Consider the following 12,395-nt stretch of genomic DNA (forward strand, 5'->3'; position numbering starts at 1 on the left):
CGCCGAGTGCGGTCAAAGCTGTGACGGCTCCCGGATCCCCATGAAGATCATCCGGCGGGCGGCGGGCCCGGATGACGGGCCGTGACACCGTCGGACGGGTGGGTGCGCCGGCCGCCCGCGGGCGTGTCCCGGAGGCCGTCGCCACGGCCGTCACCACTGCCATCGGGACCGCCGTCACCACCGCCGCCGGGACCGCCGCCGGGGCCCGGACCCGGACCGCCGCCACCCGGACCGCGGCCCCGGCCCGGGGGACCCGACGACCCCGGCGGACCGGACGACCGGATCCGCCGGACCACCCGGCGCACCACCAGGACGACGAGCACCGCTCCCGCCGCCGCGGTGAGCCAGCCGGTGACCGTCCCGTAGACCGTCGAGCGGACCCGGAGCCGGGTGTCGGGACCGAGCGCCACGCCGTCCGGCGTGCGCAGCCCGGCGTCGACGCTGAACTGGCCGGACCGGGTCACCTGCGCGCTCACCCGGACCTGCACCCGGCCCAGCGGGGGCACCGCCTGCACGGGGATCGGCGCCACCCGCAGCCCGGGCGTGCTGGACAGCACCACCCGGACGTTCATCGTCACCGGCAGCCCGTTCGCGACCGTGACCAGGATCGGCGCGTCGCTGGTGCCCAGCGAGTACGGGCTGGGCGGTTGGACGACCCGCACCGATCCGCGGATCTGCTCGATCCGCTCGCCGACCGTCCGGGACTCCCGCCCGGCCCGCGCCGGGTCCCCGCGCCACCACGACGACGCGGTCCGCAGCGTCCCGCGGACCAGCGGATCGAACACCTCGGCGGGGGTCGCGCCGACGCCGGTGCGGGCCTCGGCGGCACCACGCAGCCCGTCGATCGAACGGACCTGGTCGGCGATCGAGGCGACCACCTGCGCGGGGACCTCCGAGGCTCCGGCCTCGGGCGGGTAGAAGAGCCGCGCCGTCCCCCCGGTGGGTGCCGCTCCGGCGCCGGGCAGCCCGGCCGGGACGAGCCTGCCGTCGCCGATCAGGGCCGACAGCGCGGACAGCACGCCGCTCGCCGCGGGCCCGTCCGCCGACCAGCGGTGCGGCGGTGCGACGAGCAGCGGGCCCGGTCCGGCGTCGTCCTCCCCGGTGCGGAACGCCAGCGCCCCGGCCAGGTCCTGCCCGGCCAGCCCGCCGGCGTCGCCGGTCTGCAGCTCGATCCCGGACGGCCCGGACGCGGCCTCGGTCAGCAGCGGGTCGGCCAGCAGGCCCCTGGCCGGGCCCTCGGCGCCGTCCAGCGTGACGACCCCCGAGCTCTCCGGCGTCGTGACGCCGTCCGCGGACAGGACCAGCCTGCGGCCGCCGCCGAGCGCCTCCAGGGTCGGCTCGTCGAGCACGCCGTCGACCGGCCAGACGACGTCGTCGACGACCGGCGCGCCGAGATCGGCGGACAGCTCCTCGCGGCCCTGGGCGAGTGCGGTGCGGGCGAGCTCCGCCTGGCCGCCGCGGACCAGGCCGACCAGGTCGGCGTCCGACGGCGGCAGCGCCACCACGCACGTGCCGCGCGCCGCGCCCTGCAGGGCGGTCAGCCACTGGGCCGCCGCCTCCGCCCCGCGGCCCGGGGTGGTCGCGCCGTCGGGTCCGGTCGTGACCTCGTAGCCGCCGCGCATCGCGGCCGCGGTCGCGACGAGCTCCGGGTCGACCGCCAGGCACAGCGCGGTCCGCGCGGGTGATCCCGGCGGGGCACCGGACCCCACCGCGTCGACCAGCCCGCGGAGCCGCCCGCCCGGTGCGAACGACGCGGCGAGCTCGTCGTCGGCCAGGACGGGGGTCTGGCCGGGCACGGGCGGCAGGCGTCGCGGGGCGTCGGTGACCGGGTAGAGCATCGTCACCGGCGTCGCGGCGGGCGGCGGCGCCGGCGGTGGCGTGCCGGGCAGCGACGACACCGGGAGCACCGTGCGGATCCCGGCCAGCCGGGACGGGGTGCCGTCGACGGTGCCGTTGAGGTTCACGAGCAGCGGGTAGGTGCCCGGTCCGGGCAGTGCCAGCGACGCGTTCGCCGGGCCGGTGAGGGGCACCGCGTACCGGAACGGCACCGACGCGCCGGGGGCCAGCGGCCCGATCTCGGTGAAGGGCGGCACGGCGTCGTCGACGGCCGCCTCGCCGTCGAACGCCGCGCGCAGCGCCGACTCGCCGCCCACGGCGGAACCGCGCTGCACGCGGAGCGCGAGCTCGTCGACCGGGTCGTCCCCGGTGTTGGTGATCGTCCCGGTGACGACGAGCTCGGGCGGCCCCGAGGCGGTGACGACGCGGGGGGACATCGCCTCGACGTCGAGCCGGACCGGTGCCGCCGGTGCCTCCTGCGCCGGGGCCGGCGCGGCGGGTACGAACGTGCCCACCAGGGCGACGAGCACGATCGCGACCAGGGCCGCGACCCGGCTCACGCCGTCTCCTCCAGCAGGTCGGCCGCGTGCCGGATCAGTCGGCGCTCGTCGGCGTAGGCGAGCCGGCCCTCGAGTTCGCCGAGCGGCACCCAGGCGACCTCGGACACCTCGACGTCCTCGTCGGAGAGTTCGCCGCCGAGTGCGCGCATGAGGTAGTGGTGCACGGTCTTGTGGACGCGGCGGTCCTCGGCGACGAACCAGAAGTCGATGGTGCCCAGGGGTGCCAGCACCTCTCCGATGATGCCGGTCTCCTCCTGGACCTCGCGCACCGCCGCCTGCTCGGCCGTCTCACCGGCCTCGATGTGCCCCTTGGGCAGCGACCACAGCAGTCGCCCCCGCCGGTCGAGACGGCCGATGAGCGCCGCCTCGCCGGTGCGCGGGTGCACGACGAGACCGCCGGCGGAGGTCTCGTCCACCGTGCGCAGACGGCGGCGCCGGTCTGCGGAACGTCCCGCGCGGCGCCCCCCGGAGCGGCCGCGGGAGGTGGACATGTGGCGATGGTAACGAGGAGGTGGCCGCTCGGGGCGGTGGCGACGGGTGCCCGGCGGTGCGTCACCCGGCCGGCGGGGCCCTGATCTGCGGGCGGTGACGGGCCCGTGCCCCTGTACCCGCGGGCGCCGCCGGGCGCGTTGCCTACACTGGCCGGTCGTGTCCTCGTCGTCCGTGACCTCCCGACCGACCCGACCCGCGTCCCGTCCGTCCGGCGCCGGTGCGGAGCCGGACGAGCTGCAGCGCTCCCAGGAGAACGCCGTGGTCCAGATGCTCGACGTCCCCGACGTCGCCGACCGGCTGGCGGCCCGCTTCGCCGAGCGCGGTCACCGGCTCTACCTCGTCGGTGGCAGCGTCCGCGACGCGCTGCTCCGCGGCACCGGCGCCGCCGACCGTGACCCGGGTGATCTCGACTTCACCACCGACGCCCGGCCGGAGACGATCCTGGAGATCGTCGAGGGCTGGGCCGATGCGATCTGGGACACCGGCATCGCCTTCGGCACCGTCGGGCTGCGCCGCGGCGACGACATCCTCGAGGTGACGACGTTCCGCGCGGACTCCTACGACGGCGCCTCCCGCAACCCCGAGGTCCGCTTCGGCGACACGGTCGAGGGTGATCTCGTCCGGCGGGACTTCACGGTGAACGCGATGGCGGTCGAGCTGACCGGTCCCGAGCGCCGGTTCGTGGACCCGCACGGCGGGTTCGCCGCGCTCGCCCAGGGCATCCTCGACACCCCCGACCTGCCGGAGCGGTCGTTCGCCGACGACCCGCTCCGGATGCTGCGCGCCGCCCGGTTCGTCTCCCAGCTGGGGTTCACCCCCGCCGAGCGGGTGACGGCCGCGATGACCGAGATGGCCGGCGAGCTCGCCCGGATCACCGCCGAGCGCGTCCAGGCCGAGTTCTCGAAGCTGATCCTCGGCGCCCACCCGCGCCGTGGCGTGGAGCTGCTCTGTGACACCGGGCTCGCCCGGCACGTCGTCCCGGAGGTCCCGGACATGCAGCTCGAGACCGACGAGCACATGCAGCACAAGGACGTCTACACGCACTCCCTCGTCGTCATGGAGCAGGCGATCGAGCGCGAGACCGACGGCCCGGACCTCACCCTGCGGCTGGCGGCGCTGCTGCACGACATCGGCAAGCCGGCGACCCGCCGCAAGGAGCCGGACGGCCGGGTCTCGTTCCACCACCACGAGGTGGTCGGCGCGAAGATGACCCGCAAGCGGATGCGGGCGCTGAAGTACCCGAAGGCGCTGATCGACGACGTCTCCCAGCTCGTCTACCTGCACCTGCGGTTCCACGGCTACGGCAAGGGCGAGTGGACCGACTCCGCCGTGCGGCGCTACGTGACGGACGCGGGTCCCCTGCTGGACCGGTTGCACGATCTCGTCCGGTCGGACTGCACCACGCGGAACCGGCGCCGGGCCGCCGCGCTGCAGCGCAACTACGACGGTCTGGAGGACCGGATCGCCGCGCTGCGCGAGAAGGAGGAGCTCGACGCGATCCGGCCGGACCTCGACGGCAACCAGATCATGGAGCTGCTCGGGATCGCCCCCGGACCGGCGGTGGGCAAGGCGTACAAGCACCTGCTCGCGCTGCGGATGGAGGAGGGCCCCCTCGGCCCGGAGCGTGCCGAGGCCGCACTGCGGGCGTGGGCTGCGGAGAACCTCTGACGGTGTGTGTACGTACGTATTACACGTATGTATGACACGGACGTACGACTCGTCTCCCTGTTCAGGTGACGGTGCTGTCGGACGTCCGTACACGACGTCCGTCCAGGTAGACGACGTGCGCCACGAGCCCGGCCGCGTACAGCCCGGCGGCGAGCCCCAGCAGCGCCGGTGACCGGCCGTCGGGCGGTCCCGCGACCGCGGCGAGCGTGACGGCCGCGACGTAGCAGACGCTGAACACCGCGTCGAACAGCGCGAACACCCGCCCGCGGACGGAGTCCCCGGCGCCCGACTGGACACCCGCGTCGGCGCACAGCTTCACGACCTGCCCGAACACGCCCAGCAGGAACGCGCTCACGAGCACCGTCGGCAGCGTCAGCCAGACCGCGACCGCGCCCTGGGAGAGAACCGCGCCGGCGAGCGCCACCCGCACCGCCCGGACCGTTCCGACCGTCCGCACGAGCGCCGGGGTGACGAGTGCGGCGACCGCGAGCCCGGCCGCCGTCAGTCCGGCGACGACCCCCACCCCGAGCAGTCCACCGGCGCCCGGGACGTTCTCCGGGGTGAACACGTGCCGGAACAGCATGAGCAGGAGCAGCGTGTTGATGCCGAAGGCCAGCCGGTGCGCGACCAGGCCGAGGAACGGCGCGCAGACCGCCGGGGTGGTGACGGTCGCGCGGGCGCCCGCCGTGAAGCCACCGAGCACGTCACGCAGGACCGACGGGCGGGAGCCGCCCGGGCCGGGCGCCGTGCTCCGCACGCTGCCGTCGCCACCGCAGGGCCCGGGCACGACCGTCCGGCCGGTCCCCGCGACGGCCGGGCCGGGCGCGTCGCCGACGGTCCGGCCGGGCCCGAGCGCACGGCGCGTGAACCCGGCGGCCAGCCCGGCGGCGACCAGCGACCCCAGCGCGGCGGCCAGGACGGTGGCGGCCGAACCGGCGTCGCCGTCGCCGAACACCGCCCGCAGCGCGACGGCGCACCCGGCGCCGGTCGCCGAGATCCCGGCCCCGACGGTCACCGAGAGGGTGTTCGCGGGCACCAGCCGCGCCGTGCCGGGCACGACGTGCGGCAGCGCCGCCGACAATCCGGTCAGCACGAAGCGGTTCACCCCCGTCACCGCGAGCGCGAGGACGTAGAGCGGTGTCCCGGCCCAGCCCGCCGCGACCGCCGCGGCAACGGCGACGACCAGCACCGCCCGCACCGCACTCGCGCCGGCCAGCACGCGTCGCCGGTCCCAGCGGTCGAGCAGCGACCCGGCGAACGGGCCCAGCAACGAGTACGGCAGCAGCAGCACCGCCAGTCCGGAGGCGACGACCAGCGCATCCGCCTCACGTTCCGGATTGAACAGCACCGCGCCGCCCAGCGCGGCCTGGAACAGCCCGTCCGCCCACTGGGCCGAGAGCCGTACGGCGAACAGCCGGGCGAACGGTCCCCGGCGCAGGAGGGCGAGCGCCGCCAGGAGCCCGGCACTCTCCCCCGGCCCGCCGGTGGCGTCGTCCGGACGGGTGGGAGTACTGCGCACGGGTGCCGAGCCTACGTCCGTGGCGCGGGTGCGAACATGGGGTCGTGCGGGAACACCGCGCCACGCGAGGCGCCGCTCTTCCCCCGGTCACACCGGGGAGTCTGCTCGTCGCCGCCCCCGGACTCGGCGACCCGAACTTCGCCCGCTCGGTCGTCTACATGATCGAGCACCGGCCGCACGGGAGCCTCGGTGTCGTGCTGAACCGGCCGGGCCCGGCCGCCGTCCGCGACGTGCTGCCGCGCTGGGCCGGGGTCACCAGTGATCCCGGTTCGATGTTCGTCGGCGGACCGGTGGAGGCGCAGACCGCGCTGTGCCTCGCGGCACTGCGGACGGGCGAGTCGGGCCGCGGGCTGTCCGGCCTGATGCCGGTGCGCCCGCCGGTGCAGCTGGTCGACCTCGACTCGGATCCGGCGCGTCTCGCGCCCCGGCTGCGCGGCCTGCGGATCTTCGCGGGGTACTCGGGGTGGGACGCGGGGCAGCTCGGCGGGGAGATCGCCCGCGGGGACTGGTTCGTCGTCCCCGGGCTGCCCGACGACCTCCTCACCGTCGCGCACGACCGGCTCTGGGAGCGGGTGCTGCGCCGGCAGGGCATCCCGCTCGCGCTGCTCGCGACCTTCCCGCTGGACCCGGCACACAACTGATCGGGCCGCTGCCCCCCGGGTCAGCCCGTCGTGGCGTCCGTCGACGCGGTGCCCGGGGTGGTGCCGGTCGCGTCCCGGCAGCCCGCGATCAGGTCGCAGCCGCTGCACACGCCACCACAGCCGGCGGCGGGCGCCTGCGCGGCGATCGCGGCGTCCGCGGCCCGGGCCCCGAGCGCCCCGCCGATCCCGGCCATCACGACGAGGCCGACCACGGAGATGGCGCCCAGCACCCACGGCGTCGCCCCGGCGCGGGTGAACAGCAGCGCGGCACCCCCGGCCAGCCCGACCACGCCCGCGGCACCCATCGGACCGGCGGCGACCCGGTTGGCCAGCAGGAACGCGTCGGCGGTCCGCAGGCTGTTCGGCGTCCGCACGCCGGCGACGCGGTTGCGCGGCAGCCGGCCGCTTGCGCCGAGCGCGGCGAGCACGACGAGCACCGCCCCGGCCAGCAGGAGCAGGGCAGCGACGATCAGGCGCACTGTGGTGGGCACGTGACCAGGGTAGAACCCGGCTGAACCGGGTCGCCCGCCCCGGCTACCCTGGTCACATGTGCGCGGCTCGCCGGCTTCCCGGCGCCGCGTCGTAGGAGGTCCGCAGGAGCGGACCGATCGGCGCGGCGACGACCCCTCATGCCCACGCGGTGCGAGGGGTCGCAGCGTGTTCCGGGCCCCGACGGGCCGTCGCGACAGGTTTCCCGAGGTGAGACGGACATGAGCACCGAGACCAGCACCGCCCCCGCCGCCGGCGGTGAGCGCCCCGACCGCCCCGCGTACCGCTACGACGCCGCGATGGCGGGCCGGATCGAGCGCAAGTGGCAGGACTTCTGGGAGGCCGAGCAGACCTTCCACGCCCCGAACCCCGGCGAGCCGGGTTCGGAGAAGCCGAAGTTCTACCTGATGGACATGTTCCCGTACCCGTCCGGGGCGGGGCTGCACGTCGGGCACCCGCTGGGCTTCATCGGCACCGACGTGCTGGGCCGCTACCTGCGCATGACCGGGCACAACGTGCTGCACCCGATGGGCTTCGACGCCTTCGGGCTGCCCGCCGAGCAGTACGCCGTCCAGACCGGGACCCACCCGCGCACCACGACCGAGGCCAACATCGCCCGGTACCGCGAGCAGCTGCGCCGCCTGGGCCTGGGCCACGACCCGCGCCGCTCCGTGTCGACCACCGACATCCCGTTCTACCGCTGGACCCAGTGGATCTTCCGGGAGATCTTCGAGTCCTGGTACGACGCCGAGGCAGGCCGCGCCCGCCCGATCGCCGAGCTGCGGGCCGCCTACGAGTCCGGCGAGCGCGCCACCCCGGACGGACGTCCGTACAGCGCGCTGTCCGAGGGCGAGCGCCGCGCGCTGGTCGACGCGCACCGGCTGGCCTACATCTCCGAGGCGCCGGTGAACTGGTGCCCCGGCCTGGGCACCGTGCTGGCGAACGAGGAGGTCACCCCCGAGGGGCGCTCCGAGCGCGGCAACTACCCCGTCTTCCGCCGCAACCTCAAGCAGTGGATGATGCGGATCACCGCCTACGCCGACCGGCTGGCCGACGACCTGGACCGGGTCGACTGGCCGGAGTCGGTCAAGGCGATGCAGCGCAACTGGATCGGCCGGTCCGAGGGCGCCAGGGTCCGGTTCCCCGTCCAGGACGGGGCCGACGCGATCGAGGTCTTCACCACCCGGCCGGACACGCTGTTCGGCGCCACCTACATGGTGCTGGCCCCGGAGCACCCGCTGGTGGACACGATCGTCCCGGCGGCCTGGCCGTCGGAGGTCGACGCCCGCTGGACCGGCGGCGCCGCGACCCCGGCCGACGCCGTGTCGTCGTACCGCGCGGAGGCCGGGCGCAAGTCCGAGCTGGACCGCCAGGAGAACAAGGACAAGACCGGCGTCTTCACCGGCGCGTACGCGGTGAACCCGGTGAACGGCGCCTCCGTCCCGGTGTTCGTGGCCGACTACGTGCTGATGGGCTACGGCACCGGCGCGATCATGGCGGTGCCGGGCCAGGACCAGCGGGACTGGGACTTCGCGACCGCGTTCGGCCTGCCGGTCGTGCGCACCGTCGACCCGGGCGAGGGCTGGGACGGCGAGGCCTTCACCGGTGACGGACCGGCGATCAACTCGGCGAACGACGAGATCAGCCTGGACGGGCTGGACGTCGACGACGCGAAGCGGACGATCACCGACTGGCTGGCGGCACGCGGCGCCGGCGAGGGCGTCGTCCAGTACAAGCTGCGGGACTGGCTGTTCTCCCGGCAGCGCTACTGGGGCGAGCCGTTCCCGATCGTCTGGGACGAGCACGGCCCGGTCTCGCTGCCCGCGGACCGGCTGCCCGTCGAACTGCCCGACGTCGACGACTACGCACCGAAGACCTACGACGCGGACGACGCCGGCAGCGAGCCCGAGCCCCCGCTGTCCCGGGCGGACGAGTGGGTGACCGTCGAGCTGGACCTGGGCGACGGGCCGAGGACGTACCGGCGCGAGACGAACACGATGCCGCAGTGGGCCGGTTCCTGCTGGTACTACCTGCGCTACCTGGACCCGGAGAACTCCGAGCGCTTCGTGTCCCCGGAGGCCGAGCGGTACTGGGTGGGCAAGGACCCGGAGCGCGCCGCGGACGACCCGGGCGGTGTCGACCTGTACGTCGGCGGTGTCGAGCACGCGGTGCTGCACCTGCTGTACTCGCGGTTCTGGCACAAGGTCCTGTTCGACCTGGGCCACGTGAGCAGCGAGGAGCCGTTCCGGAGGCTGTTCAACCAGGGCTACATCCAGGCCTTCGCCTACACCGACGCCCGCGGCATGTACGTGCCCGCCGAAGAGGTGGTGGAGTCACCTGATGGTGGTTTCACGTGGAACGGCGAGCCCGTCACCCAGGAGTACGGGAAGATGGGCAAGTCGCTGAAGAACGTGGTGACGCCCGACGAGATGTGCGAGCGCTACGGCGCCGACACCTTCCGGCTGTACGAGATGTACACCGGCCCCATGGACGCCTCGCGCCCGTGGTCGACGCGTGACGTCGTCGGGCCGCAGCGGTTCCTGCAGCGGGTCTGGCGCAACCTGGTCGACGAGGGCACCGGCGAGTCGACGGTCGTCGACGCCGAGCCCTCCGACGACGTCCGCCGTGCCCTGCACAAGGCCGTCGCGGGTGTGCGGGAGGACCTGTCCGCCCTGCACTACAACACCGCCGCGGCGAAGCTGATCGAGCTGAACAACCTGCTGACCAAGCGTGCTGCGCCGGTGGAGCGCGAGGTCGCGGAGCCGCTGGTGCTGATGATGGCGCCGCTGACGCCGCACCTGGCCGAGGAGCTGTGGCAGAAGCTGGGCCACGACGGGTCGCTGGCCTACGCACCGTTCCCGCAGGCCGACGAGCGGTACCTGGTGGCGGAGACCGTCGAGTACCCGATCCAGGTCAACGGCAAGGTCCGGTCCCGGGTCACCGTCCCGGCCGACGCCGGCCAGGACGAGATCCGCGGGGCAGCACTGGCGGACGAGAAGATCGCCGCGGCGCTGGACGGCGCGGAGCCGAAGAAGGTCATCGTCGTGCCCGGGCGTCTGGTCAACATCGTCCGGTAGCGGGAACGCCCCGGACCTCCCGCCCGTTGTCCGGGTGGGAGGTCCGACATGACCGGAGCACTGCTGACCCTGATCGTCGCGCTGGCCGTCGTCGCCGGTGTGGTGTGGCTAGTCCGCCGGCACAACGCGGACAAGGCCGCCGCCCTCGACGACGCGAAGGCCGACGCCCGACGCTGGGTGGAGCGCCTCGGCGGCCAGGTCCTGTCGCTGCACGGCACCGACGAGCCCAGCCGTCAGGCACTGGCCGACGCGGCCGAGCGCTACACCGCGGCCGGCTCCCAGATGGAGCAGGCCCGCACCGCCGCGCAGTGCCGCCAGGTCACCGAGACGGCGTACGAGGGCCTCTACTACGTGCACGCCGCCCGCAGCGCGATGGGCATGGACCCCGGACCCGAGCTCCCGCCGCTGCCCGGGCAGGCCCGCGCCGGTCAGGTCACCGAGGACCGTGAGGTCGAGGTCGAGGGCCGCACGCTGGGCGCCTCGCCGAACCCGACCGAGCGCAACAACCACTACTACCCCGGTGGCACGGTCGCGGGCCGCCCGGTCCCGCGCGGCTGGTACTCCGAGCCCTGGTGGAAGCCGGCGCTGGTCGCCGGGGCCTGGGGCGTCGGGTCGGCGCTGCTGTTCTCGTCGATGTTCAGCGGCATGGCGGGTGCCGAGCAGGCCGCCTACGCCGACGGGTTCGCCGACGGGGCCGGTGCGGACGGCATGGACGGGGGCCTCGAGGACCCGGGCGCGTTCGACGGCGGCGACGGGGACTTCGGCGACTTCGGGGACTTCGGCGGCGACTTCTTCTGACCCGGGCCCCGGTCAGCGGGCCGTCCGGCGCGGGGGCCTGGCCGGACGCCGGGTGGCGCCCTCCACCGCGTCCGGCGGCCGGCTCAACGACGGCTCCGCCAGCCAGGACTCGACGGCGTCGATCACGAACGCGGCGTCGTCCAGCGCCGACTTCGCCTCCCGTTCCGGTGCGCCGACGTCGGAGTGGTCGGCCAGCCCGCGCCGGTTGAACAGCGACCGCAGCAGGCGTCCGGCCCGGGGGTCCAGCGACCGCTCGCGCACGACCCGCCGGACGAACGCGCTGACGACGTCGGAGTGCTCCGCCCGGGTCTCCCCCAGGACCAGCAGCGCGGTCTCGGCCGCCCGGAACGCGGCGTGGAACGACCGGGAGACGGCCGCGTCGGTGAACCCGTGCTCGGCGAGCACCCGGGCGCCGCCCAGCTCCGTGCGGGCCCGTGCCATCCCGGACCGGGTGCGGCGCTCCCCGTCCTCCCCCGGCTCGTCGTGCTCCTCGTGCGGCGGGATCGGGATCACCGCACCCGCACCGCCTCGGCACGCGCACGGATCACCGTCGGGTCCCCGGGCCGGGTGAGCTCGTGCTGCCCCACCGGGAGGGCGCTGATCGTCAGGCCGGTCCGCTCGGTGTGCTGCCAGAGGACGTCGTCCATCGCCCGCAGCTCCTCCCACGCCAGGATCGAGGCGCGGTCGTCGTCGAGGACGACCAGGAGGTCGATCGCCGACTCGACCGAGCCCTCGCCGCTGGCCCAGGAACCGAACAGCAGCACCTGGCGCAGTCGCGGGCCGTAGAGCACGGCCAGGTCGTCGGCGACGGCGGCGGGGACGTCGTCGTTCGACGGGTCCGGATCGGGGTACCGGGCGCGCAGGCGCTCCGCGTCCGGCTCGGTGATCAGCCCCGCCCCGGCCAGCCAGTCGACCGCGCGGCGCCGGGAACGGGCGTCGCGGAACCGGTACCACTGGTCGCGGACCTCGGGGAACTCGAACAGCGTGTTCTTGAACCGGCGGAACGCCCCGCGGCCGTCGATCGCCCGGTCGAGCAGTGCCGCCGCCCTGCGGTGCTGCACGCCCGCGGTGAAGTCCGACATGTCCCGGTAGGACTCCCGGCTGGTGACCCGGTCGATCTCCACCCAGCCGCCCGGCGGCGGGCCGGTCTCGCCGGGGCCGTACGCCGCGATCCCGCCGCCCGACGGGTCGAGGTACCAGCGGGTGTCCGGTGACCGGTCGTCGAGCGCGTCCGCCAGCGCGGCCAGGTCGACGCGGCCGGGATCGAGCATGGACCGACTCTAGGCCGATGCCCGCCGCCGCAGGGGGAATCGGG

General features: G+C 75.1%; 10 protein-coding genes. 4 read left to right on the plus strand and 6 right to left on the minus strand.

What is annotated here, in order from left to right:
* Positions 1-47 precede the first annotated feature (47 nt).
* Positions 48-2,396, minus strand: a complete 2,349-nt coding sequence (locus tag AD017_RS13475; RefSeq protein WP_060574432.1) for a DUF6049 family protein — start codon at positions 2,394-2,396, stop codon at positions 48-50.
* Positions 2,393-2,887: an NUDIX hydrolase gene (locus AD017_RS13480; protein WP_029239761.1), complete on the minus strand. Its 495-nt coding sequence runs from the start codon at positions 2,885-2,887 to the stop codon at positions 2,393-2,395. The genes AD017_RS13475 and AD017_RS13480 overlap by 4 nt, the downstream gene beginning before the upstream one ends.
* A 268-nt stretch (positions 2,888-3,155) precedes the next feature.
* Between AD017_RS13480 and AD017_RS13485 the strand changes: the two genes are divergently transcribed.
* Positions 3,156-4,556 (plus strand): CCA tRNA nucleotidyltransferase, encoded by a 1,401-nt coding sequence (locus AD017_RS13485; RefSeq protein WP_082399603.1) that lies wholly within the window; start codon positions 3,156-3,158, stop codon positions 4,554-4,556.
* A 61-nt stretch (positions 4,557-4,617) separates the two neighbouring features.
* Here AD017_RS13485 and AD017_RS13490 read toward each other — a convergent pair whose 3' ends face one another.
* The gene (locus AD017_RS13490; RefSeq protein WP_060574433.1) at positions 4,618-6,075 is read right to left on the minus strand and encodes an MFS transporter; all 1,458 of its coding nucleotides are present in this window, start codon (positions 6,073-6,075) and stop codon (positions 4,618-4,620) included.
* A gap of 44 nt (positions 6,076-6,119) precedes the next feature.
* On the opposite strand from AD017_RS13490, the gene AD017_RS13495 reads away from it, so the two are divergent.
* Positions 6,120-6,716, plus strand: a complete 597-nt coding sequence (locus AD017_RS13495) for a YqgE/AlgH family protein (protein ID WP_010227262.1) — start codon at positions 6,120-6,122, stop codon at positions 6,714-6,716.
* 20 nt (positions 6,717-6,736) lie between these two features.
* On the opposite strand, the gene AD017_RS13500 is transcribed toward AD017_RS13495, so the two are convergent.
* Entirely contained in the window at positions 6,737-7,207 is a 471-nt protein-coding gene (locus AD017_RS13500; RefSeq protein ID WP_075298708.1) for an SdpI family protein, read from the minus strand.
* A gap of 219 nt (positions 7,208-7,426) precedes the next feature.
* Here AD017_RS13500 and leuS point away from each other — a divergent pair, with 219 nt between their 5' ends.
* Together leuS and AD017_RS13510 are read left to right on the plus strand one after the other, a co-directional pair.
* On the plus strand, positions 7,427-10,282 hold the full coding sequence (leuS, locus tag AD017_RS13505) for a leucine--tRNA ligase (protein ID WP_060574434.1): 2,856 nt from the start codon (positions 7,427-7,429) through the stop codon (positions 10,280-10,282).
* A gap of 48 nt (positions 10,283-10,330) precedes the next feature.
* On the plus strand, positions 10,331-11,080 hold the full coding sequence (locus tag AD017_RS13510) for a hypothetical protein (RefSeq protein ID WP_010227256.1): 750 nt from the start codon (positions 10,331-10,333) through the stop codon (positions 11,078-11,080).
* Between the two features lie 12 nt (positions 11,081-11,092).
* On the opposite strand, the gene AD017_RS13515 is transcribed toward AD017_RS13510, so the two are convergent.
* Complete coding sequence (locus AD017_RS13515; protein ID WP_010227253.1) at positions 11,093-11,593, minus strand: HEPN domain-containing protein; 501 nt, start codon at positions 11,591-11,593, stop codon at positions 11,093-11,095.
* On the minus strand, positions 11,590-12,351 hold the full coding sequence (locus AD017_RS13520; RefSeq protein WP_060574435.1) for a UPF0158 family protein: 762 nt from the start codon (positions 12,349-12,351) through the stop codon (positions 11,590-11,592). Before AD017_RS13520 ends, AD017_RS13515 begins: the two co-directional genes overlap by 4 nt.
* Positions 12,352-12,395: the final 44 nt, after the last annotated feature.

Origin of the sequence: Pseudonocardia sp. EC080619-01 (genome assembly GCF_001420995.1) — a bacterium.
GTDB lineage: Bacteria > Actinomycetota > Actinomycetes > Mycobacteriales > Pseudonocardiaceae > Pseudonocardia.

What these genes read in the sequence shown, in the direction of transcription:
- AD017_RS13485 (WP_082399603.1), top strand. Translation starts at nt 3,156, where the DNA reads ATGCTCGACGTCCCCGACGTCGCCGACCGGCTGGCGGCCCGCTTCGCC.
- leuS (WP_060574434.1), top strand. Translation starts at nt 7,427, where the DNA reads ATGAGCACCGAGACCAGCACCGCCCCCGCCGCCGGCGGTGAGCGCCCC.
- AD017_RS13510 (WP_010227256.1), top strand. Translation starts at nt 10,331, where the DNA reads ATGACCGGAGCACTGCTGACCCTGATCGTCGCGCTGGCCGTCGTCGCC.
- AD017_RS13480 (WP_029239761.1), bottom strand. Translation starts at nt 2,887, where the DNA reads ATGTCCACCTCCCGCGGCCGCTCCGGGGGGCGCCGCGCGGGACGTTCC.
- AD017_RS13520 (WP_060574435.1), bottom strand. Translation starts at nt 12,351, where the DNA reads ATGCTCGATCCCGGCCGCGTCGACCTGGCCGCGCTGGCGGACGCGCTC.